This window comes from Pseudoalteromonas sp. KS88 (assembly GCF_004766475.1).
In the GTDB taxonomy this organism is placed as follows: domain Bacteria; phylum Pseudomonadota; class Gammaproteobacteria; order Enterobacterales; family Alteromonadaceae; genus Pseudoalteromonas.
The window spans coordinates 34983-57779 of record NZ_PYHV01000042.1; the positions used below are offsets into that span (position 1 = coordinate 34983).

Here is a 22797-nt window from a genome sequence, read left to right on the forward strand (position 1 = left end):
GGGCGTAATGCGATTATCTAAATCTCGTTACATTCAATTGATACATATTGCTAAAACTCAGCTGGCTTGGGATGACGAGTTATACCGTTCAATCTTAGAGACGCTAACGAGCAAATGCAGCTGTAAAGAAATGACTGTTCCAGAATTAGATCGCGTACTTGAACACATGAAGTCCAAAGGCTTTAAACCCGTATCTAAAAAGCGAGGTAAGGGTCGTAATAGCCCTATCTCGCGCGATAGAGCACCAGGCGAAAAGACACCTTTAGATAAACTGCGTCAGACCTGGATTGAAATGGCGCATGGTGGTTATTTACGTGATGGCTCAGAGCAGGCACTTTTAACCTGGAGCAAAAACCAAGCTAAGCGCTTTAACCGTGGCGTAGCTGTTGAACGTTTAGAGTGGCTTGATGATAGTGTTCTTATACTATTAATAGAGCAGCTTAAAAAATGGTATCAGCGTTTGGTTAAACAAGAGGAGTTAGCTAATGGCTGAGAACAGCGCAACTCAACGAGCAGACGGCATGCTTTTAACTATATTAGAGTTAGTATCTGAAGGCACAAAACCCTCAATTGGGGAGCAAGCTGCTTTTGATTTAGCTGTTAATGTAGTGGATACGATTAGGCACACTTTTGGTGGTGAGCTGGTATATGTATGTAAAGGCCGAACGCTTGATTCTATTATTTTAAGCAACCAAATTTGGAATGACTTTAGAGGTAACAATCATCATGAGTTATCTAAAAAGTATGATTGCTCAATTCAATGGATATATGAAGTTGTGCGAACAATGGTAAAACTCAAACGCGCTGAAGTTCAAGGCGACTTGTTTGACGATCAAAACGATACTTAATTTTCTTCAACAAAAAAGCGGCGCAAATTTTTAGGCCGCTTTTATCACTTTCACTATTTGAAACACCTTTTAATATACTGTCTCGGTTATTCCCGTATAATTTCAAATATTCCCACACTTATCGCGCAAACACTGTTTAGTTATTGTAGGTTGGATCAATAAGAGAAACCCGTTACAGCAATGTGACGGGTTTTTTTTGTCTGAAATAAAATTAGAGCTNNGCTATCAGCTGCACAGCGTCAAATTATACAACGTAGCGCGGGTTGAGTATCTGACACCCACGGATTAAAGAACACCACGGACCCTCAGAGCCCTGTCTACTCCTTAGATCAGCTTGCCTCTTTTAATGAGCTGGATTCCAATTTGATAAACTCGAAACTCGAAACTCGAAACTCGAAACTCGAAACTCGAAACTCGCAAAATTAAAAGTTGCATGGCTCAAAGCATGGGCTATTATTTTTGACCTTTGACCTTTGACCTTTGACCTTTGACCTTTGACCTTTGACCTTTGACCTTTGACCTTTGACCTTTGACCTTTTTTATCCAACAGCTAACCATATCCCTACTGCTATCATTAAGCTGCCAGCGATTGCGTTCATAAATTTTACATTATCGCCGCGACTTAAAAATATGCGTAAGCTTTTACCGCCAGTTGCATATGCCATCATACATACAAATTCACTAACAAGTATTACGGTAACTAAAATACTCAGTTGAGGTGCAATAGCATAGTCAATATTAATAAAAGGGGGCAGTAACGAAATCATAAAAGCCCAGCCCTTTGGGTTAGCTATAGCAGTCACTAAGCCTTGGCTAAATAATTCTTTACGGCTAACTTTACTCTTTTGTTGATCATTTAAATCGAGCTTAGCTTTGTCTCGCCACATGATTATGCCTACAAAGACTAGATATGCACCGCCAACCCATTTTAAGATTGCAAATGCTTGTGGGTAATTAAGCATAACACTTGCTACGCCTAATACTGCAGCAATAGCTACTAAAGCTACTCCAAGTAACTCACCTATCATCATCCACATGGTTCGTCTTACGCCAATACTCATGCCGAGTGTCATTGCAAGTGTCATACACATACCTGGTGTGATTGATACAAAAAAGAATGTAGGTATAAATACTGCCAGTATTGCTAAATCAAACATCAAATTACTCATTGCATATTATTAGGCTTAAACAATATCAAGAACTTACTCTCTTGAACAAGAAATCACGTATGTTTATAGGGATAAATAAAAATTTAATGCGTAACAGTTATAATTAAGTTCATGTTGAATGGTATTTTGAATATATTTTTGCTTTGTGCGGTGCTTTGAATTAGGATCGATTTAGTTTAAAACCAAGAACTAATGGCCTGTGTCTAGATTATTAATTTTACTTACTGCTATATTCTTCAGTTATTCAATCAAAGCTGTAGAAGTAACCGATCTGTATCAAGATATACTCAAAGTTGAAGATAAATCCCGAGATGCGCGCTTATCAGCAAGCCGTGCTGCACTATTGAATGTTTTGGTGAAGGTCAGTGGTGATCCAAATGCTGATCAAAACGCACTTGCAAAACAACGTAGTAAAGATATATCTGACTACATGCTTAAGTTTGAATATGATGAAAAAGCGGATGGGACGCTTAAATTAGTTGTTAAATTTGAAGCAAATAAGATCAACGCATTAATCAAAGAGTTAAATTTACCACTTTGGGGAACTCGTCGTCCCTTAGTGGCTATTTGGTTAGCAATTGAAGATAACTGGCGTAGAGAGCTCGTTACACAAGAGAGCTATCCACAATTAGAGCAACTTATTTACGACACTGCTGCGCGAAGAGGTTTGCCGGTTGTTGTGCCCTTACTTGACCTTCAAGATAGAGCTATTGTTGGTATTCCTGAGGTGTGGGGGAATTTCTCTGAGCCTGTAGAGCAGGCATCAAGCCGATACACAGCAGAAAGAAGTATTACCGCTAGACTTTACAAGCCTGAGAGTAATGATAATTGGGTGCTTGATTGGCGTTTTACAAATGATGATTTATTTGAAGCTAATCGCTTAACAGGGGATAAGCAGCAAACTATCGCATTGATGATTGATACCTTAGCCGCAGGATTAGCTGCGGAATATGCTGTTGATCCTAGCTCAGTAAATAGCTTAACGAGAGCTATCTTTAAACTTAAGGGAACACAGAGCTTTGTTGACATTGAGTTAGCAAAACGACGTTTGGAGAGCTTAAGTGTTGTAACTGATTTAGTTATTCGCTCTAGGGATAAAGAAACAATCTATTTTGAAGTTAGCCATACCGGTTCTGTTAAAGATTTTAAAAAAGCGCTAGAGCTTGATCGTGCTTTTGAAGCATTTGTTGATCCGCGTGCTTTTTATCATATTACCTCACAAAACAATCTTGAATATATCTGGGTTGGTAAATAATGAAGGCAGTTGAGCCAGTGCAAATGGCACTGCCAGTTACGCTGCCAGATGATGAAACATTTGCCTCATATTTTGGTGGTGAAAACTCACTTGAGGTTAGTCATCTTAAAAGTGCGTTCAATACTTTAGCAACTTCTTTCCAATACACATATCTCTGTGGTCTGGGTGATTCTGGTAAATCACACTTACTTTATGCCACCTGTATTCATGCTCAAGAGCGAGGTTTGTCAACCATGCTTCTATCTATGCGTGAAGTAATTGATTTTGGTCCGATTGTACTTGAGGGTCTCGAATCGCTCGATGTGTTGTGCATAGATGATGTTCATTTAGTTGCAGGCAATGATGCTTGGGAAAAAGCACTATTTAATTTTTTCAATCGTTTTAGTGAACCGAAAAAATGCCTAGTTGTCACTGCAGATTTATTGCCTGATATGCTTAATATTACACTTCCAGATTTAGTGTCGCGATTAAAGTGGGGTACCACTTTTCAAATTCGCTCTATGAGTGATGATGATAAAGCTGAAGCCTTAGTTAAGCGCGCAAACATGCGGGGGCTTGAACTTACTGATGAGTGTGCTCGCTTTTTATTAACTCGCTTAAGCCGTGACATGAGAGCGCTATTAGATGTGCTGGATAAGCTCGACCATGCTTCCATGGCCGCGCAGCGAAAACTCACTATTCCCTTTATAAAATCTGCATTAAAGCTTTAAATAGTAATTTCCTCGCTATTCAAGGCAAGTTAATCAGAAAGAATTCAATAAGATTAGTATAAAGCCTAGAATCTAGTCCTTGCTTTCAGTTATCATTAGTCAACAAAATTGTAATCACCTTCTGTGAAAGATCAGGTATCGAATGAACTTAGAAAATATATTAGCGCAAGCACTTGAGGCAGTTGCCAGTGCCAATGAAATCGCGCAGCTTGAAGATATCAGGGTTAATTATCTTGGTAAAAAGGGCGAAATCACCAGTTTATTAAAAACGCTTGGTAAAATTGCGCCTGAAGAGCGTAAAGAAGCCGGCCAAGTTATCAATCAAGCAAAGCAAGATGTACAAGCCGCTATTAACGAAAAGCGTGAGTTACTTGCCAGTAAAGCACTTGAAGAAAAACTAGCCGCAGAAACAATTGATGTAACACTACCTGGGCGCGTTATGCCTACGGGTGGCCTTCACCCAGTAACACGTACAATTGAGCGTATTGAAAGCTTTTTTGGTGAGCTTGGTTTTGAAGTTAAGTCAGGCCCTGAAGTTGAAGATGATTTTCATAACTTTGACGCGCTAAATATCCCTGAGCATCATCCAGCGCGTGCTGATCACGATACCTTCTATTTCAATCCAAAGCTTGTGTTGCGCACCCAAACAAGTGGTGTACAAATACGTACCATGGAAACTGAGCAGCCACCGCTGAGAATTATTTCTCCGGGTCGTGTTTATCGTAATGATTATGACCAAACACACACACCTATGTTCCATCAGGTTGAAGGCCTAATGGTTGATACAGATGTGAGCTTCACAGAGCTTAAAGGTATTTTACACGACTTCTTACGTAACTTCTTTGAAGAAGATATGGAAATTCGTTTCCGCCCATCTTACTTCCCATTCACAGAGCCGTCGGCTGAAGTAGATGTGATGGGTAAAAATGGGAAATGGTTAGAAGTATTAGGTTGTGGCATGGTTCACCCTAATGTACTTAAATCAGTGGGTATTGACCCTGAAAAATACACCGGCTTTGCCTTTGGTATGGGTGTAGAGCGTTTAACTATGTTGCGCTATGGCGTAAATGATTTACGTGCATTTTTCGAAAACGATTTAAAATTCCTGAACCAGTTCCGTTAAGAGTGAAGATATAAAATGAAATTTAGTGAAAAGTGGTTAAGAGAGTGGGTTAATCCTGCAATTGACACGCAGGCTCTTTCGGAACAGTTATCGATGGCTGGCCTTGAAGTTGATGCTGTAGAGCCAGCAGCTGCCGAGTTTAACGGTGTTGTGGTAGGTGAAGTGGTTGAATGTGGTCAACACCCTGATGCAGATAAACTACGTGTAACAAAAATTAATGTCGGCGGTGATGAGCTGCTTGATATTGTGTGTGGCGCGCCAAATTGTCGCCAAGGTATTAAAGTTGCAGTGGCAACTGTGGGTGCCGTATTACCAGGTGATTTTAAAATTAAAAAAGCCAAACTTCGCGGTCAACCTTCTCACGGCATGTTGTGCGCGTTTGTTGAGCTAGGTATTAGCGAAGAAGGCGATGGCATTATGGAATTGCCATTAGATGCGCCTATAGGCACAGATTTACGTGAATATTTAGGCCTTGATGACAACATCATTGATGTTGACTTAACACCTAACCGTGGTGACTGCTTAGGTATAAAAGGGATTGCCCGTGAAGTCGGTGTGCTTAACAGTATTGATGTTAAAGCGTTAGAAATTCCAGCAGTGAAAGCCACAATTGACGATAAAGTATCAATCGAACTCGTTAACGAAGATGCTTGCCCTCGTTATTTAGGCCGCGTGATTAAAGGGATTAACCTTGATGCAGAAACGCCACTTTGGATGGTTGAGAAGCTACGTCGTAGTGGTATTCGTTCAATCGACCCTGTGGTTGATGTAACCAACTTTGTACTGCTTGAGCTAGGCCATCCAATGCATGCATTTGATTTAAATGCAATTGAAGGCGGTATTAAAGTTCGCAGTGCAAACGCTGATGAAGAACTTGTTCTCCTTGATGGCAACACAGCAAAGTTAAATGAATCGACCTTAGTGATTGCCGATCATCATAAAGCGCTAGCTATTGCCGGAATTTTTGGTGGCGAGCAATCAGGTGTAACAGAGCAAACCTCTGATATTTTATTAGAAAGCGCATTTTTCAACCCAGTTGCAATTGCAGGTCAAGCACGTAGCTACGGCCTACATACGGATGCATCACACCGCTATGAGCGTGGTGTTGATTTTGCACTGCAATATGATGCTATGGAACGTGCGACAGCATTATTACTTGATATTGTAGGCGGTGAAGCAGGCCCCGTTGTTGAAGCCGTTGCTAAAGATAAATTACCAAAAGTAACAGAAGTACGTCTTCGCCGTGAACGCCTAGACCGCGTAATCGGTCATCACATTGCTGATGAAAAAGTAACGGACATTCTTACGCGCTTAGGTCTTGATGTAAAAATTGTTGATGGTGTGTGGAGTGCAGATGTACCAAGCTACCGCTTTGATATTCGCATTGAAGAAGATTTAATTGAAGAAGTGGCACGTGTATTTGGTTACAACAGTATTCCAAATGTAGCACCGACAGCTAAATTGAAAATGACCACGCATAATGAAGCAACCATTGCCGTGAATAAATTTCGCAATGCACTTGTGACACGTGGTTATCAAGAAGCTATTACTTACAGTTTTGTTGATCCAAAAGCGCAAACAATTTTACACCCAGAGTGTGATGCACTTATCTTACCGCATCCGATCTCAAGTGATATGTCAGCAATGCGTGTAAGCTTAATGCCAGGATTGCTAGCATCATTGGTTTATAACCAAAACCGTCAGCAACCTCGCATTCGTTTATTCGAACATGGCCTTAAGTTCTTACGCGATGAAAATGCAGAGAATGGCGTAAACCAAGTGGCTGTTATGGGTGGCGTTATAACCGGTCTTGCACACGGCGAGCATTGGGTCGAAGAAAAACGTAATGTTGATTTTTATGATTTGAAAGGTGATGTTGAAGCATTACTTTCACTAACTAATGATATAAATCGTTTTGAGATCAAAGCAGAGCAGTCTGATGGTCTACACCCAGGCCAGTCTGCGGCTATCTACGTTGATGGCAAAAAAGTAGGTTTCTTTGGTGCTGTCCACCCTCAAGTTCAAAAGTCATTAGACATTAATAATGCAACTTATGTGTTTGAAGTAGAAATGTCGGCAATTGAAAAAAGAAATTTACCTGAAGCTGTAGGGGTATCTAAGTTCCCTTCAAACCGCCGCGACATCGCTATTTTAGTGGAAGATCAGGTGAAATCTGGCGACCTTTTATCAGTGATAGAAAAAGTTGGCGGAAATCAATTGGTTGACCTAAACTTATTCGATGTGTATAAGGGCAAAGGTATTGAGCCAAATTATAAGAGTTTGGCGATTGCTCTAACACTGCAGGCGGTTGATAGAACACTCGAAGAGAAAGATATCAATCAGGTAGTTGATAATGTGGTGGCCGCACTGGCCGAACAGTTTAATGCATCGTTGAGGGACTAGATATGGCGCTTACTAAAGCCGACATAGCTGAACACCTATTTGAAAAACTCGGGATCAATAAAAAAGATGCCAAAGATTTAGTTGAAGCGTTTTTTGAAGAAATCCGCTCAGCGCTTGAAAAAGGCGAGCAGGTTAAGCTCTCTGGATTTGGTAACTTTGATCTTCGTGATAAAAAAGAAAGGCCGGGACGTAACCCGAAAACAGGAGAAGATATTCCTATTTCGGCGCGTCGTGTAGTTACTTTCAGGCCGGGTCAGAAATTAAAGACTCGTGTTGAAGTAGGCACAAGCAAAGCAAAATAAAAACAGGCAGCGCAAGCTGCCTTTTTTTTAATATTTAACTTTCATTTGTTTTACCGATAGTGCGATGATTTGTTCTAGCACGTTTAAATCGATGTTGTTTAAATTACTAATATAAAGGCAACTCTTCCCTGTTTTATGCTTACCTAGTTTATTTAGTAGCGGTGCTATTTCATCACTCTCAAACCCGGGCATAATATAGATGGATAGTTTTGTCTTGCGCGGTGAAAAGCCAGTCAATGGCCATTCTCCACTTTGACCTGAATCGTATTTATATTGATAACACCCAAAGCCAATTATATCTTTTCCCCATACAAGCGCAGGTTCTTGCGTTATTTTTTCAAAAAGGGCAATTAACCTGTGTGTATCCTCTAAGCGCTTAGGATCTATATGTGCTAAACATTCTTCTAAAGTGATTTGATTTACTTGTGTTTTTAACGCCATTTTTATGCCCCAGACTACCAATATCTATTTAGCATAGAGACGGTACTGAGAATATTCAATGCATTATTGGTCACGATCGGTATAATGCGCGCAACTGGCCACTTTGGCCTTATTTAAAAGAGAGTTTATATGAGTTTTGATGGGTTAGGTTTATCACAGTCTTTAGTTAATGCAGTTTTAGAAAAGGGCTATGAAACGCCAACACCAATTCAGGCTCAGGCCATTCCTGCGATTATTGAAGGTCGCGATGTAATGGCTGCTGCGCAAACAGGTACAGGTAAAACAGCAGGTTTTACTTTACCGCTTATTGAGTCATTGTCGAAAGGACAAAAGGCTAAATCTAATCATGTACGAGCACTTATCTTGACACCAACCCGTGAACTTGCATTACAAGTAAGTGAAAACGTTGAAGAGTATGCCAAGCATTCAGGTGTTAGCTCGTTTGTGGTTTATGGTGGTGTTAAAATTAACCCGCAGATGCAGCGTCTGCGTAAAGGTGTGGACATTTTAGTTGCAACACCTGGGCGTTTAATTGACTTACACAACCAAAATGCAGTTAAGTTCGACAATGTTGAAGTGCTGGTTTTAGATGAAGCTGACCGCATGTTAGATATGGGCTTTATTCATGACATTAAACGCTTAATAGCAAAAATGCCGGCAAAGCGCCAAAACTTAATGTTTTCAGCCACTTTTTCTGATGACATTCGTGCGTTGGCGAAAGGATTAATTAACGATCCTGTAGAAATATCTGTAGCTGCAAAAAATACGACTGCAAAAAGTGTGACGCAAAGTGTTTACGCTGTAGATAAAGCGCGTAAAACAGCGTTGCTGAGTCATTTAATTCGTAGTAACAATTGGCAGCAAGTATTGGTCTTTAGTCGTACTAAACATGGTGCTAATCGCTTAGTTAAGCAACTTGAGCGTGATGATATTGTTGGTGCAGCAATCCATGGTAACAAATCTCAAGGTGCTCGTGTGAAAGCACTTGAAGGTTTTAAAAGCGGTGAAGTCCGTGTACTTGTTGCAACAGATATTGTTGCACGAGGTTTAGATATTGTTGAGCTTCCACACGTTGTGAATTACGACTTACCTAATGTATATGAAGATTATGTTCACCGTATTGGTCGCACAGGTCGTGCAGGTGCATCTGGTCACGCTATTTCATTTGTAACAACGGAAGATGCGGTAGATTTATATGGGATTGAACGTTTTATTGGAGAGCTAATCCCACGTGCTCAAGTGGAAGGCTTTGAACCAGGTAACCCTGTTCCTGAGCGTGCTCTCGATGCACGCCCGCTGCCAGCTAAAAAAGCAAAGAAAAAGCAGCCATTTAATAAACCTAAATCAGACAGCAGTAAACCGAACAGCAAAAAGTCTAATAATGGTGGCAATGGTACTGGACCACGCCGTGGTGGCTCGAAAAAGCCTGCAGCTAAAGGTGAGGGAGAGCAACAAAATCCATGGGCAAAACGTCAGTCCGTTGGTGGTAACTCACAGCGCCGTCGTAGGCCAAGTAATGGTGGCTCTCAGGGAAACGCTTAACTAATACATAACGCGCCTTAATGGCGCGTTTTTATTGTGTAGTTAATAAGTTAATAGTTAAACCGATAAATAGTGTCACTGTCACACTTAACAAAGTACCTAGCATTACATATTCAGTGAGTTGTTTTTCTTCACTGGCACGTAAATCACCAAAACGAAAAATAGATTTTGCCGCTAGTAAAAAGCCAACACCGGTATACTCACCTAATAAAATAAATGTCAGTATTAAAACTCGCTCTAATATACCTATACTATGCCCAGCAGCCGGAATGCTGCCTGATGTAGAAAAGCCATTGGTGATACGCTCAAGTGCCATGCGAATAAATACTGAACTTGGGTTAAGCACTAATAAATAGCCTGTGAGTATAATTAAATTATTAAGGGTAATAAGCTGCTTTACTAGTTGGTTGTAAAAGTCGTGATTATCAGCAAGCCACACCGCGACTATGACAATCACAATCAAGTGAGCACATTGATCGAGTACAAAAGGGATCACCCCTTTATTTGAGTACGATTTGGCAATATCAATAAAATAATGGGTAATTGCAATCACCACGGTCGCAACTGCTATGTTCAACCCGTCCCCCCAACCATAGTGGTATTCCCATAAAGTAATAACGAGGGCGCTGACTAGGCAGTGCATTAAAACATGTAAGTAAAGCTTACTCGCTCTAAAGTGCCGAGTGTTTCTATCATGCACCCAACTCATAGGTTGCAAGTAAAAATCGGCAAGTAAGTGAGCAATAACAAGACCTGTTAATAATAAATAAAAGCTCATTTTGTCACTCCTTTGAGCTGTTGCTCGATAGCATGTTTGCTGTAATTCAAAAAGCGCTCTATAAGTTGGTAATGTGCTAAATTAAGTAACTTTGTCACATTTTCACGACTGGTTTTAAGCTCCTTGGCAAGCTCGCTATGGCTGTTATTTTGCGTGGTTAAATAGTAGAACAACGCATTAGCTTGCTTTTGGCTAATTTTATCGAGCAGCACATCAATTAAATCTATGTTAAGTGCGAAGCTTGTTTCGATCGGGTTATGCTCGATTTGCAATATTAACAGTTGGTTCATTGTATCTAACCCTTGGCCTGAGAGTGTATACGCTGAGCCTGTGGCTGTTTTTATATCAGCGCGAGGGTTATCAAGCCCTCCAACAGCAAGGCTTTGGCGTAATGAATAATTGGCTGATTTTAGCTGTAAGTAGAGCAATACGGCTGCACTGCAGACATCAGTTGGATCAGGCAATTGTATTTGTAGGGCATCACCGCGATAAATACTAAATTGGCCATTAAATTTGTTTGTAATAAAACGTAGGCTTTGATCTAGCTGGTAAAGCATATCATCGTATTGATGTTGCGGAATTTTTTGTGACTTGATCAAATCGCCAGTAATGACTGCAATCATTATTCTCACCTAGCTAATGTAACCTATATCAGTTACTTTTTGTTATGTAACCAAATTCGGTTACTTGTTAATAAGTAACCAATCTAGGTTACTTTTAGCTTTTTTTCAAGTTAACTATGCTACATTGTTCAAAACTTAATTGAAGAGCCTATTATGTCGCAATCATCAGAGTCGTTAGTTAAATCGCAGATAGCTTCAAAACCCAGAGTGGGAATATTTGTCGACGTGCAAAATATATATTACACCTGCCGACAAAGTTATGGTAAAAATTTTGATTACAATGCTTTTTGGGCACACGTGAGTGAACGTTACGACATTGAGTGCGCCTTTGCTTACGCTATTTATCGAGGTGATGATAAGCAATCACAATTTCAAAATATCTTGCGGGCAATTGGTTTTGAGGTAAAGCTTAAACCGTTTATTCAGCGTAAAGATGGCAGTGCTAAAGGTGATTGGGACGTAGGCATCACTATCGATATGCTTGAGCATGGAAAAAAACTTGATCGTGTTATTTTACTCTCTGGTGATGGTGATTTTGCGCTATTACTGGGTCATTTGGAGCATAAATATAATGTTCCCGCTGATGTATATGGCGCAGATAAATTAACTGCTGATGCGTTAAAGCAAAGTGCTGAGCATTTTTACTGTATCGATCACTCATTATTACTATAAAAAAGCTATGCGAACATGATGCAAAAAAAGTTTGCCTCCATGTTAATAATGTTTGACATTAAAGCTGCGTGCTCCTATAGTAAGCCATGTTAATTATATTTAACATGAAGGTCGTTATTCTTTACGCTAGGAGCAAAAAATGAGTTACACACAAAAAACACGGTTATTAGAAGCAGTGATTACGCTAGTTTTGCTGTTTAATTATTTACAAGGCGTGCTATCGATGACCCCTGAGGCACAAATGAATCCAACACTTGCCAGTGGCTTACTAATTGAGTTGGCGATTCAGACGGTCGTGATGCTGGTAATTATGCATAGTATTTTAGCTGCGTTTAACACAAAATACGCTAACCAGCCTAGAGATGAACGTGAGCAAGCAATTGCCTTGAAAGCTAAAAGTGTGAGCTTATTTATTTTACAGCTGGGTGTTGTTAATGCTGTTTTTGCCCTACTAGTTGACTCAGTTTACCCAATACCAATGAGCCCAGTACATCAGTTAGTTATTGCTGCTTTATTGAGTGAGGTGATTGGCGCTGCAGTTGAAGCATGGTTACTGCACAGAGGTTAAAATGGCAAAATTAGCAATCACAAATACAATTAGAACCCAACGATTTCACCATAATGAGATGACTCAGCAGCAGTTGGCTGATCTCGTAGGCGTAACGCGCCAGACTATTGCGGCAATAGAAGCGGCTAGGTATTCTCCATCATTGGAAGTGGCATTTAAAATTGCAGCGGTATTTGGTCAACCACTGGAAAATATATTTCAATACGAGGCATAAAAGTTTACTATTTTATTAATGATTCATTATTAGTAAATGCATAGACTGTTTACTCTAATCTGCAATGAATTGGATTTCATGTATACATATAAGGTACTGCCCGGGCGTGAGTTGGCAGTACCGAACCCGAAAAAGTATTTTTCTCTTTTATTAAATATTTATTTATTTCAGATAATTACGATTAAATATAAAAGATATATGAATTTTTATAAAAAATGTAATGACAACGCTGTCATTTGTTGTGTAACATTAATTCAACATGGGTTGAGGGTAAATCGCATTCGTATAATAAAAAAAGTGCGATTAATACAAATATAAAACGAAGGGTAGAGGTCGTTAGATGATGTCTAAAAGTGCGAATGAGGACCAATTGTTTATTGGTATCGATGGTGGCGGAACAAAGTGCCGTGCAACTATATACTCAGCTAAAAACGGTGTATTAGGAACTGGTCTTGGTGGCCCCGCGAATCCACTACATGGTTTAGAACGCACGTTAGAGTCAATTATGGTGTCAACTCAACTTGCAATGCGCGATGCAGGTCTTCCGCTAGAAAGTATTCACCAAATTTATGCTGGCTTAGGGTTAGCTGGTGTTAATCTTCCATCCTTATACGAAAAAATTAACGAGTGGGAACATCCTTTCAAACAAATGTTCTTAACAACAGATTTGCATACGGCATGTATTGGCGCACATGATGGAGATGACGGTGCTGTAATAATCACTGGTACCGGTTCTTGTGGTTTTTCCCATGTTAATGGTGAGTCTGTTAATTATGGCGGTCATGGGTTTGCTTTGGGTGATAAGGGCAGTGGTGCGTGGATGGGACTCGAAGCAGTCAAAGCTGTATTGGTTGATTTAGACGGCTTAGGTTCGAAAACCGCGTTAACTAATGTTGTAAAAGATCACTTTAATACTGCTTGTGCTATGGGCATTGCCGAGCAAATGGCTGGGCAACCTTCAAGTAGTTTTGCAAAACTGGCACGATACGTTTTTGATGCCGCAAGAAAAAATGATGAAATTGCACTTAATATTGTCAAAGAGGGTGCTGACTATATTAGTTCATTGGCTAAACGTTTACTTGAAAACAATCCCCCAAGATTATCAATGATTGGTGGTCTTGCTGAACCTCTAAATGAATGGTTAGACCCCGCGATTGCGAAGCTTGTTGAGGCACCTATTCAACCTCCTGAAATGGGGGCAATCTATTTTGCTCAGCAGGCTGTTTTAGAGCAAAATCAAAAGGTAGGTGTGTAATGAAAACATTTTATCGTGCAGAGTGTTTATTTACGGGTGAAAATTTTATTGATGATGCGCTTTTTAGTGTTGAGCAAGGTGTATTTCGATTAGAAGATGCAGTTAGCACCGAGGCTATTGAACTAGAAGGTTTAGTTGCGCCAGGTTTTATTGATGTGCAAGTCAATGGCGGCGGAGGGGCTTTTTTTAATGCTGACCAAACACCAGATTGTTTAGATAAAATAGCCAAAGCCCACGGCCAATTTGGTAGTACCGCCTTAATGCCAACACTTATTACTGATAAAGTTGAAATAATGCAAGCGGCAGCGGATGCAACAGCTAAAGCGATTAGCGAAGGTGTCCCAGGTGTCTTGGGAATTCATTTTGAAGGTCCACATTTGTCTTTTCCTAAAAAAGGCACGCACAGTGAGCAGTTTATTCGCCCAATCAGCGAACAAGAGTTTGCAATTTATGCTCGACAAGACCTAGGTATTAAAATGGTGACGCTAGCACCTGAAAATGTCAGCATTGCTGATATTGAGCGTTTGGTTGAGTGCGGTGTAAAAGTATCTATAGGTCATACTAACGCTGACTATGCTACTACCATGGCTGCATTAAATGCAGGGGCTGATGGATTTACTCACTTGTATAACGCAATGTCAGCGTTTACGTCTCGCGAACCTGGTGTTGTTGGTGCTGCGCTTTGGCATGACAACAGCTGGTGTGGATTAATTGTTGACGGTCACCACGTTCACCCATTATCAGCTCAGCTTGCAATTAGAACAAAGCAGCGCGGAAAAATAATGTTAGTTACCGATGCAATGCCGCCTGTAGGTACTGACGATATGGAATTTGACTTTTTTGATGGCCGAAAAGTCATCAGAACAGGCGATAGATTGAATTCGAGTACAGGCGAACTTGCTGGCAGTGTACTTGATATGGCAAGTGCTGTAAGAAACACTGTTAATTCTTTAGATGTTAGTCTCGCTGAAAGTTTAAGGATGGCGTCTCTTTATCCCGCACAGTACCTAGCCCTTAAGAAAAAAGGACGCTTACTTGATGGTTTTGATGCAGACTTTGTCGTGCTTGATGAGCACCAATATGTCAAAGCCACTTATATTGCTGGTAAAGCAATTTAACATTTCCCTGGAAAAAACCCCGCCGTTGTATCGCGGGGATTTTTTGTTTTAAAAGTAGGTAAATTATGACAACACAAACACCAACAAAACCAGCCAAAAAGCGTTTAGCATCATTGGATGCACTTCGTGGTATGGACATGTTTTGGATTTTAGGCGGGCAATCTATTTTCGCCGCTTTATTTGTGCTTACAGGCTGGACTGGCTGGAAAGTATTTGAGGCCCATACATTACACAGTACGTGGCATGGTTTTACATTTTACGATTTGATTTTTCCGTTATTTATCTTTTTGTCAGGTGTCGCTATGGGTCTTGCCCCAAAGCGGATTGATCATTTGCCATGGAGCGAACGAAAGGTCTTTTACAGAAAAGCGATTAAACGGTTATTTTTACTTTGTGCATTAGGTGTCATGTACAACCACGGGTGGGGCACCGGTATTCCTTTGGCACTGGATGAAATTCGCTATGCAAGTGTACTGGGACGAATTGCAATCGCTTGGTTCTTTTGTGCAATGTTGGTCTGGCATACTAGCTTACGTACTCAGGCATATACTGCTGCAGGTCTATTGCTAGGTTACTGGGTTCTAATGAGCTTTATTCCAGTTCCTGGTGGCAGTGCGGGTGATTTAAGCGCAGCAGGTAGCTGGAATGCATGGTTTGATAAGTACTTACTACCGGGCATCAGCTATCAAAATAGAGCGGTAGACCCAGAAGGCGTGCTTTCAAGTATTCCAGCTATTGTTAATGCAATGATAGGGGTGTTTGCTGGACAGCTTATTGCTAAAGCGAGCAAGCTAGGTGAGTGGAAAGTAGCGGGTATTTTATTTGCCAGTGGTGTTTTGAGTGTGTGCCTTGGCTGGCTTTGGGATTTACAGTTTCCGGTTAATAAAGAGCTTTGGACGAGTTCATTTGTTTTAGTCACTGTGGGCTGGAGTGCTATTTTACTCGCTATTTTTTATGCCTTGGTTGATATTTTAAATGGACAAAAACTAGCTTACCCATTCGTTATAATTGGCGCAAACTCCATTATCATTTATCTAGCGTCTAGCTTGGTGAACTGGGAATATATTAGTTTGAGCGTATTTGGCGGCTTCATTGCTGCAGTGAGCTCTAACTGGCAGCCACTACTTGCAGTAGTGGCGTTACTACTGGTTCAAATGCTTGTATTACATTGGATGTATAAACGAAAAATCTTTGTCAGCGTATAACGTTTTATAGCTGGGAACAAAAAATGTAATTTTTTTATTCACTTTTACTTTACAAAACGCAGCTAAATGGTAATAATGACAGCGTTGTCATAATGGTGTTGACCTAGACTGATGTATCCCAGTTAGGTTTGATCTAAGGCCCGATTCGATTGCACGTGGAGTTGGGTTTTAGATCCCATTTTTTCATCAACTAATTAAACTGAGCAAACTAAATATGCAAATAGTCATTTTAAATGATGCGGCAGCCGTAGCAGCGTATGGCGCAAATATCTTCGCAAAACAATTAGAAAAAAAGCCTACGTCAGTGCTCGGTTTAGCGACGGGTTCAACGCCTGTTGCTTTATACCAAGAATTAATCAATAAGAATAAAGCTGGAGAAATTTCATTTTCTCGTGCTACGACCTTTAACCTTGATGAATACTTAGGGCTCACAGGCGAGCATCCTCAAAGCTATCGTTACTTCATGAATGAGCAACTGTTTAATCATGTTGATATCAATAAAGATAATACCTTTGTGCCTCCCGGCGATGCCCAAAACCCAATTGAGGCATGTCATGAGTATGAAACAAAGATTTGCGATGCTGGTGGTGTTGACGTACAGCTGCTAGGCATTGGGCGTAATGGCCATATTGGGTTTAATGAGCCATCGTCTGGCTTAACCTCTCGTACTCGTGTTAAAACACTGACTAAGGCCACGATTGAAGACAATGCACGCTTTTTTAAAGCCGATGAATATCAACCTCATTTATCTATTACTATGGGCATTGGCACAATTTTAGAAGCGAAAAAAGTGGTGTTATTGGCTACAGGTGAAAATAAAGCCGATGCGGTACATGCTATGGTAGAAGGCCCTTTAATGGCTAAATGTCCAGCATCAGCACTGCAGCTTCATCGGGATGCAGTGATAGTTATCGATAAAGCAGCGGCAAGTAAATTAGACGATTTAGAATTCTATCAGCATATTGAAGCTGAAAATCAAAAATTACAGACTAAACTAGCTACCCTGTAATTAGAACAAAATTTATTGTGTGTTCAAAAAAGCCCTATGGGCTTTTTTTTTGCCTATTTTTTGTCGATTTATCAATTGGGTTTAATGTGTTGATATGTTAATTTTAGCCATCTAAACATCAAAAAGGGCGAGTATGCTAAATTACAGCGATATGGCATTAGACCGAGCATCAAATTTGCGAAAGGACCCAGTATGGTTATCAGCGCAGAATAATAATCAAGCGCGATGGTTATTGGTGCATAACAACCGTACCTTGTTTGACCAAAATAGCGTAACCGTTACTTTTTTATCAGCACAAAGTGTCAATCACCTTGATTTAGACAAAGGTATTTTCTTAGGACTTGATAAACAAAATATTAGTTATTTTGCGTTAGATGTTAGCGAGCTAGATGAAGCACATTTATTAAATATGACTGAAGGCGCTGAGTTTGTAGATATTCGCCGTTATGGTGCCCAAGTTGACTTACAGTGTGGCTCGATGGCAGCACTAGCGCGGGGGCTATGCTATTGGCACGCGACCCATAAATTTTGTGGGAGATGTGGTTCAAGTAATGAGTTAATTGAAGCGGGGCACTCCCGCTTATGCACAAACCCAGAGTGTAAACATCAAACGTTCCCGCGAACAGATCCGGCGGTGATCATGGTAGTAACACGCACATTTTCAGATGGTGTTGAGCGCTGTTTGTTAGGTCGTCAAGCTACTTGGGCGCCTGGCATGTTTTCATCTTTAGCTGGTTTTGTAGATCCAGGTGAAACTCTAGAGCAAGCAGTTGCACGTGAGGTAATGGAAGAGGCCGGCATTGTTGTTAGCAATGTACATTATATAGCCTCTCAACCATGGCCATTTCCGTCATCAATTATGCTGGGTTTCATAGCCGAGGCAGAAACAGAACATATTCAAGTGGATAAAGATGAGCTAGAGGATGCAAAGTGGTTCAGTCGCGAAGAAATAAGGCAATTTGGTAACTGGCATGAAGAAGGTGAGCACTTAAAGTTACCTCGAACAGATTCTATTTCTCGCTACTTAATAAACCATTGGCTTGAGCAAAAAGATTAAATCTAAGGATTAGTAATGACTAGAAAAACCAACGTAAACACACAATTAGTCAGTAGTGGTAGAAAAAAAGCTTATACGCATGGTGTTGTAAATCCTGTAGTGCAACGTGCATCTACCGTTGTATTTGATTCAGTTGAAGAATTACAAAATGCGGCAAAGAAACGCGGCGATAAAACGCTTTTTTATGGACGTCGGGGCACCACAACGCATTTTGCACTTCAAGAAGCAATCACTGAACTCGAAGGAGGCGAAGGATGCGCGCTTTACCCATGCGGTGCGGCTGCTATCAGTAGTACATTACTTGCGTTTTTAAAAGCGGGTGATCATATTTTAATGGTCGATACTGCTTATGAACCAACGCGCGACTTTTGCGATAAAATATTAAATGGTTTTGGTGTTGAAACAACTTATTACCCTGCGACTATCGGCGCAGGTATTAAATCATTAATTAAAGACAATACAAAAGTGCTTTTTTTAGAGTCGCCTGGCTCTATTACCATGGAAATTCAGGACGTGCCTGCAATGGTTGCTGTTGCAAATGAGTGCGGTGTAATGACGATGCTTGATAATACTTATGGTAACGGCTTACATTACCGCCCATTAGAACATGGCGTTGATATTAGTATCCAAGCTGCAACTAAATACATTGTGGGTCATTCAGATGTCATGATGGGCGTAGCGGTTGCGAACAAAAAGTATTGGTCTACGTTACGAGAACAATCGTATTTATTGGGTCAGTGCACCTCCGCCGATGACGCTTATTTAGCACTACGTGGTCTCAGAACGATGGCTGTTCGTTTAAATCAACATGAAAAAGCAGCTATTGAGGTCGCAAAATGGTTGGAGCAACACCATTTAGTGGATCATATCCGCCACCCAGCCTTTGAAACGTGCCCAGGGCATGCCTTCTTTAAACGTGATTTTGATGGTAGCAATGGTTTATTTTCTTTTGTAATGAAAGAAGGTAATCAGCGCGCAATCAATGCTTTTTTAGATAGCTTACATCATTTCAAAATGGGATTCTCATGGGGCGGATTTGAAAGTTTAGTAACAGCTAACTTAACAATGAAAAGCCTGCGCACGGCATCTGGATGGGATAAAGGGCCCGTTATTCGCTTACATATAGGCCTTGAAGATGTTGAAGATTTAATTGCGGACTTAGCTAGAGCACTTGATGTCTATCAACAACATCTTTAAATGTAAGTATGTTACATTTTAATTTATTGTTACAAAGCTCACTTAAAGTGGGCTTTTTTTTGCTAGTAATTCAACACGTTTGCACTTAATGTGGGTGTATTGAGATCTTAAAAAGGAAAACTTGTGACACAATTACATCCTCAGCGATTAATGAAAATTGCACAGTTTGAACTTGTTCGATTATTTTTGACAAAGCGTGGCTTATTAGCCGTGGCAGCGTTTACTATATGTTGGCTATTAATTTTACGTTACCCCGTTGGGCAAGCGGTGACCATTGTCAGCTCGCCTGAACTCGCTGAACTTGCTAAGCAAGTATTTGGAGCTATTGGGCTAAGTAAATTACTTCAATGGCCTGAAGCGGAACTGGCTATGTATTGGTTAATCGCTTTATATAGTTTTCCGTTATTTTGTTTATTTTTATGTAGTGACCAAATTGTTGGAGATAAACATCGTGGAACATTACGATTCTTAACGCTAAGAGCAACCCGCTCCGAAATATTATTGGGTCGTTTTATCGGGCAAGTGCTTATTTTAGCTGCACTCTTAGCAGTCACATTGTTTGCAACATTGGCTGTTATGGCGTTTCGTGATGTTGCCTTGCTTGGTGGCGGGATAAACCGTGGTGCAATCATATTTTTTTATTTGCTAATTACAGTTATGCCATTTGTAGCTTTGATGACTCTAATTAATACGTTCGCAAGTTCAGCGCGGTTAGCAATTGTATTAGCCGTGCTGTTTTTTGCTGTAGGTAACATTATGGTGGGAATTCTAACATGGCAAGTGCCTATGTTTGCTTTGCTTGATTATATATTCCCAGGGGTTCAAATAAACCAAGTCGCGGGTCAGAATTCGACTTTATTTAGTAGCTTAGGTATTCCCGTAATACATAGTGTTGTGCTGTTGTTTATCGCTCAACGTATTTTTGTTAGGAGTTCACTATGAGCACATTGATACACGCGCAAGCGATAACAAAGCGCTACGGCAGTAAACTCGCACTCGATGACGTTAGTTTCGAAATACAACAAGGGGCACCCGTTGCCTTAGTGGGTCCCAATGGAGCGGGGAAAACAACATTATTTAGTTTGTTATGTGGCTATATTTTACCCTCACAAGGCCAATTAAGTATTCTGGGCAGCAAACCTGGCAGTAACGCATTATTCGGTAAGTTAAGTGCTTTACCGCAAGACGCTCAGCTAGACCCACGTTTTAGTATTGTGCATCAACTTAGCTTTTACGGACAACTACAAGGCTTGTCTGCCGGTGCAAGTAAATCAGAAGCATTGCGAGTGCTTGATTTAGTTGGCTTGTCTGAAGTAGCTCACCAGCGTTCAGATGACTTGTCTCATGGCATGCGAAAGCGCGTAACCATAGGCCAATCACTCATTGGTAAGCCACAAATAGTGATGCTAGATGAGGCAACCGCCGGGCTTGATCCAATTCATGCTCGAGAAGTTAGAGAGCTTGTAGCCAACTTAAGTGATGAAGCGACCTTTATTCTCAGCTCCCATGATTTAACAGAGCTAGAGCGCTTATGTAACCATGTGTTACACCTCGACAAGGGTAAGCTGATAGAACATCAGGCAAAGCCGTCAGAGCTTCAAACAAAGCGCTTTATGACTATACTCTTTGCTGATAATTTGACAGACGTTGAACAAAGGTTACTTAGCTTACCGGGTGTGACCCGAGTCTATATGAGCCAAGCTAAAGAGTATGTGATTGAATACCAAAAATCTGATAAGCAAATTGATATCGAGTTACTTAACTTTTGTTATCAACAAGGTTGGCGCTACCGACAGTTGGTAAATGGTCATACCTTGGAAAACCAAATTTTTACACAGGAGAAAGCGTAATGGGTTTATTAAGTGGATTAATGGGCAATGCTAGCGAAGTTGATGATGACGATTTAGAAAAAGTTCTTAGTAATACATTGGTTGATGGAGAACAAGTTGAAAAAGCCTACAAAGTCGTTCGCGACATGTTTATCTTCACAAATAAGCGTCTAATTCTTATTGATAAACAAGGTGTGACAGGCTCAAAAATTGAAATGCTGAGTGTTGGCTATTCTAAAATAACTAAGTTTAGTAAAGAGAGTGCAGGGCATTTTGACTTAGATGCAGAGCTTAAAATTTGGGTTGGTTCAGATCCCACCCCAATTAGTAAAGATTTTAAAGCGGGCGATAATATTAATGAAGTTTACAAAATAATCGCCACATATGCATTGTAATTAGTTGAAACAAGTAACTATTTACCTTTTCTGATGCCAGCCTTTAAAGTAAGCTGGCATTTTTATATTTACATTTCCCTACAATTGTTTACAATTAGTTCAATGTAAACAATGGCTTGGTTAAGTTTCGATTCAGTTTTCCCGCGTTAGCATGCCCACGTCTTAACCAACAGGTTAGGCAAAACAGCAATGTAACCATGTAAATAGGGAAATCTAATTATGAAAAAAATAGCAGTTATTATCTCAAGTATTCTTCTTTCAAGTGCTGCGACTGCTGCAGATACTTATGAGTCAATTAGCCATGTTAAATATACGGATTATGACGGTAACGATGTTATAAGCCTTGATTCAACTTATTACTTTTCTCCTAAAGCAACGACAGGTCCTTACGATCAATTTGAATACATTAACAAGCAAAGTAATGTTTATGGGTCATACATTGATGACGATTTTGGTGACGTTACAAAGGTTGGTGGTGAATATTTTCTAGATCAATTTGTATTTGGTGCTGGTTACCAAAACCTTGATTATGGTAACAGTCGAGATGCTTTCAACCTTTCTGCAGGCTACTTCTTTAACCCTGACTTACTTATGAAAGCCACTTATATCGATGTTGAAGATGGTGAAGATAACTTTAGATTTGATTTAGCTTATAACCATAAACTAAATAGCACTGATTACATCGGCTTTACCGTATCAGCAGATGACGATTTTGACTATCGTGCAGTAAGTGCAAAATATTTTATGGACCTGCAACAAGGTAACTATCTAACAGTAGAAGGTACTGTTGCTGATACTGATGATTTTGGCAGCTCTTGGGTATTAGGCTCTAACTATTACTTTACTAAAGCCACTTCTGTGTTTGTCACATTTGATAAAAATGATGATTACAGCTTTGGCGCAGAGCACTTCTTTAACCGCAATGTTGGTTTAGAGTTAGGGTATGCAAATAACTGGGATGACTCAGACTTTGATGCTTACTATGCTAATGTGAGCTTACAGTTTTAATCTTTTTGTCGATTAATTTAAAGCCCGCTTGAAAGCGGGCTTTTTTGATCATTAATTTGTCTTGTCCTGAAATGTG

At 40.3% G+C, this 22797-nt stretch carries 25 protein-coding genes; 21 read left to right on the top strand and 4 right to left on the bottom strand.

From position 1 onward, the window contains the following. The first annotated feature begins 7 nt into the window (after window positions 1-7). Both C7Y70_RS20065 and C7Y70_RS20070 read left to right on the top strand, forming a co-directional pair. Window positions 8-493 (top strand): regulatory protein GemA, encoded by a 486-nt coding sequence (locus C7Y70_RS20065; protein ID WP_135476773.1) that lies wholly within the window; start codon window positions 8-10, stop codon window positions 491-493. Further along, window positions 486-848: a Mor transcription activator family protein gene (locus C7Y70_RS20070; protein WP_135476775.1), complete on the top strand. Its 363-nt coding sequence runs from the start codon at window positions 486-488 to the stop codon at window positions 846-848. The genes C7Y70_RS20065 and C7Y70_RS20070 overlap by 8 nt, the downstream gene beginning before the upstream one ends. 539 nt (window positions 849-1387) lie before the next feature. Here C7Y70_RS20070 and C7Y70_RS20075 read toward each other — a convergent pair. Further along, window positions 1388-2005 carry a LysE family translocator gene (locus tag C7Y70_RS20075; RefSeq protein ID WP_135476777.1) on the bottom strand — a complete coding sequence of 206 codons (618 nt, stop codon included), beginning with the start codon at window positions 2003-2005 and terminating at the stop codon, window positions 1388-1390. A gap of 211 nt (window positions 2006-2216) precedes the next feature. On the opposite strand from C7Y70_RS20075, the gene C7Y70_RS20080 reads away from it, so the two are divergent. The 5 genes from C7Y70_RS20080 to ihfA all read left to right on the top strand — a co-directional run bounded on the left by C7Y70_RS20080 (window position 2217) and on the right by ihfA (window position 7810). Then, on the top strand, window positions 2217-3272 hold the full coding sequence (locus tag C7Y70_RS20080; protein WP_135476779.1) for a DUF2066 domain-containing protein: 1056 nt from the start codon (window positions 2217-2219) through the stop codon (window positions 3270-3272). Then, the gene (gene hda, locus C7Y70_RS20085) at window positions 3272-3982 is read left to right on the top strand and encodes a DnaA inactivator Hda (RefSeq protein ID WP_099295777.1); all 711 of its coding nucleotides are present in this window, start codon (window positions 3272-3274) and stop codon (window positions 3980-3982) included. Before C7Y70_RS20080 ends, hda begins: the two co-directional genes overlap by 1 nt. 142 nt (window positions 3983-4124) lie before the next feature. After that, a complete protein-coding gene (gene pheS / locus C7Y70_RS20090) occupies window positions 4125-5105 on the top strand; it encodes a phenylalanine--tRNA ligase subunit alpha (protein WP_099295776.1) in 981 nt (326 codons plus the stop codon). A 15-nt stretch (window positions 5106-5120) separates the two neighbouring features. After that, complete coding sequence (pheT, locus tag C7Y70_RS20095) at window positions 5121-7508, top strand: phenylalanine--tRNA ligase subunit beta (protein ID WP_135476781.1); 2388 nt, start codon at window positions 5121-5123, stop codon at window positions 7506-7508. Between the two features lie 2 nt (window positions 7509-7510). Next, window positions 7511-7810, top strand: a complete 300-nt coding sequence (ihfA, locus tag C7Y70_RS20100; protein WP_002960690.1) for an integration host factor subunit alpha — start codon at window positions 7511-7513, stop codon at window positions 7808-7810. A 27-nt stretch (window positions 7811-7837) separates the two neighbouring features. Here ihfA and C7Y70_RS20105 read toward each other — a convergent pair whose 3' ends face one another. Beyond that, the gene (locus tag C7Y70_RS20105) at window positions 7838-8251 is read right to left on the bottom strand and encodes a DUF1801 domain-containing protein (RefSeq protein ID WP_099295774.1); all 414 of its coding nucleotides are present in this window, start codon (window positions 8249-8251) and stop codon (window positions 7838-7840) included. Window positions 8252-8380: 129 nt separating this feature from the next. Between C7Y70_RS20105 and C7Y70_RS20110 the strand changes: the two genes are divergently transcribed. Beyond that, window positions 8381-9793 carry a DEAD/DEAH box helicase gene (locus C7Y70_RS20110; protein WP_135476783.1) on the top strand — a complete coding sequence of 471 codons (1413 nt, stop codon included), beginning with the start codon at window positions 8381-8383 and terminating at the stop codon, window positions 9791-9793. Between the two features lie 31 nt (window positions 9794-9824). On the opposite strand, the gene C7Y70_RS20115 is transcribed toward C7Y70_RS20110, so the two are convergent. Both C7Y70_RS20115 and C7Y70_RS20120 read right to left on the bottom strand, forming a co-directional pair. Further along, window positions 9825-10571 (bottom strand): DUF3307 domain-containing protein, encoded by a 747-nt coding sequence (locus C7Y70_RS20115; RefSeq protein ID WP_135476785.1) that lies wholly within the window; start codon window positions 10569-10571, stop codon window positions 9825-9827. Next, window positions 10568-11194: a hypothetical protein gene (locus C7Y70_RS20120; RefSeq protein ID WP_135476787.1), complete on the bottom strand. Its 627-nt coding sequence runs from the start codon at window positions 11192-11194 to the stop codon at window positions 10568-10570. Before C7Y70_RS20120 ends, C7Y70_RS20115 begins: the two co-directional genes overlap by 4 nt. Window positions 11195-11347: 153 nt before the next feature. Between C7Y70_RS20120 and C7Y70_RS20125 the strand changes: the two genes are divergently transcribed. The 13 genes from C7Y70_RS20125 to C7Y70_RS20185 all read left to right on the top strand — a co-directional run bounded on the left by C7Y70_RS20125 (window position 11348) and on the right by C7Y70_RS20185 (window position 22721). Beyond that, window positions 11348-11866, top strand: a complete 519-nt coding sequence (locus C7Y70_RS20125) for an NYN domain-containing protein (protein ID WP_099295770.1) — start codon at window positions 11348-11350, stop codon at window positions 11864-11866. A 139-nt stretch (window positions 11867-12005) separates the two neighbouring features. Next, a complete protein-coding gene (locus tag C7Y70_RS20130) occupies window positions 12006-12434 on the top strand; it encodes a hypothetical protein (protein ID WP_099295769.1) in 429 nt (142 codons plus the stop codon). Window position 12435: 1 nt separating this feature from the next. Beyond that, entirely contained in the window at window positions 12436-12648 is a 213-nt protein-coding gene (locus tag C7Y70_RS20135; protein WP_099295768.1) for a helix-turn-helix transcriptional regulator, read from the top strand. 340 nt (window positions 12649-12988) lie between these two features. Next, window positions 12989-13903: a BadF/BadG/BcrA/BcrD ATPase family protein gene (locus C7Y70_RS20140; protein WP_135476789.1), complete on the top strand. Its 915-nt coding sequence runs from the start codon at window positions 12989-12991 to the stop codon at window positions 13901-13903. After that, window positions 13903-15021 carry an N-acetylglucosamine-6-phosphate deacetylase gene (nagA, locus tag C7Y70_RS20145; RefSeq protein WP_135476791.1) on the top strand — a complete coding sequence of 373 codons (1119 nt, stop codon included), beginning with the start codon at window positions 13903-13905 and terminating at the stop codon, window positions 15019-15021. The genes C7Y70_RS20140 and nagA overlap by 1 nt, the downstream gene beginning before the upstream one ends. Window positions 15022-15086: 65 nt before the next feature. Continuing rightward, the gene (locus tag C7Y70_RS20150; protein WP_135476793.1) at window positions 15087-16226 is read left to right on the top strand and encodes a DUF5009 domain-containing protein; all 1140 of its coding nucleotides are present in this window, start codon (window positions 15087-15089) and stop codon (window positions 16224-16226) included. 214 nt (window positions 16227-16440) lie between these two features. Next, entirely contained in the window at window positions 16441-17235 is a 795-nt protein-coding gene (gene nagB / locus C7Y70_RS20155) for a glucosamine-6-phosphate deaminase (protein ID WP_099295764.1), read from the top strand. A 133-nt stretch (window positions 17236-17368) separates the two neighbouring features. After that, window positions 17369-18292, top strand: coding sequence for an NAD(+) diphosphatase (gene nudC, locus C7Y70_RS20160; protein WP_135476795.1), 924 nt, complete (start codon window positions 17369-17371; stop codon window positions 18290-18292). 15 nt (window positions 18293-18307) lie between these two features. Then, window positions 18308-19489 (top strand): cystathionine beta-lyase, encoded by a 1182-nt coding sequence (locus C7Y70_RS20165; RefSeq protein WP_135476797.1) that lies wholly within the window; start codon window positions 18308-18310, stop codon window positions 19487-19489. 150 nt (window positions 19490-19639) lie between these two features. Continuing rightward, complete coding sequence (locus C7Y70_RS20170; protein ID WP_099295790.1) at window positions 19640-20431, top strand: ABC transporter permease subunit; 792 nt, start codon at window positions 19640-19642, stop codon at window positions 20429-20431. After that, window positions 20428-21339: an ABC transporter ATP-binding protein gene (locus tag C7Y70_RS20175; RefSeq protein ID WP_099295761.1), complete on the top strand. Its 912-nt coding sequence runs from the start codon at window positions 20428-20430 to the stop codon at window positions 21337-21339. The genes C7Y70_RS20170 and C7Y70_RS20175 overlap by 4 nt, the downstream gene beginning before the upstream one ends. Then, complete coding sequence (locus C7Y70_RS20180) at window positions 21339-21713, top strand: PH domain-containing protein (protein WP_135476799.1); 375 nt, start codon at window positions 21339-21341, stop codon at window positions 21711-21713. The genes C7Y70_RS20175 and C7Y70_RS20180 overlap by 1 nt, the downstream gene beginning before the upstream one ends. A 219-nt stretch (window positions 21714-21932) precedes the next feature. Further along, window positions 21933-22721 carry a putative porin gene (locus C7Y70_RS20185; protein ID WP_135476801.1) on the top strand — a complete coding sequence of 263 codons (789 nt, stop codon included), beginning with the start codon at window positions 21933-21935 and terminating at the stop codon, window positions 22719-22721. The last annotated feature ends 76 nt before the right edge of the window (window positions 22722-22797 follow it).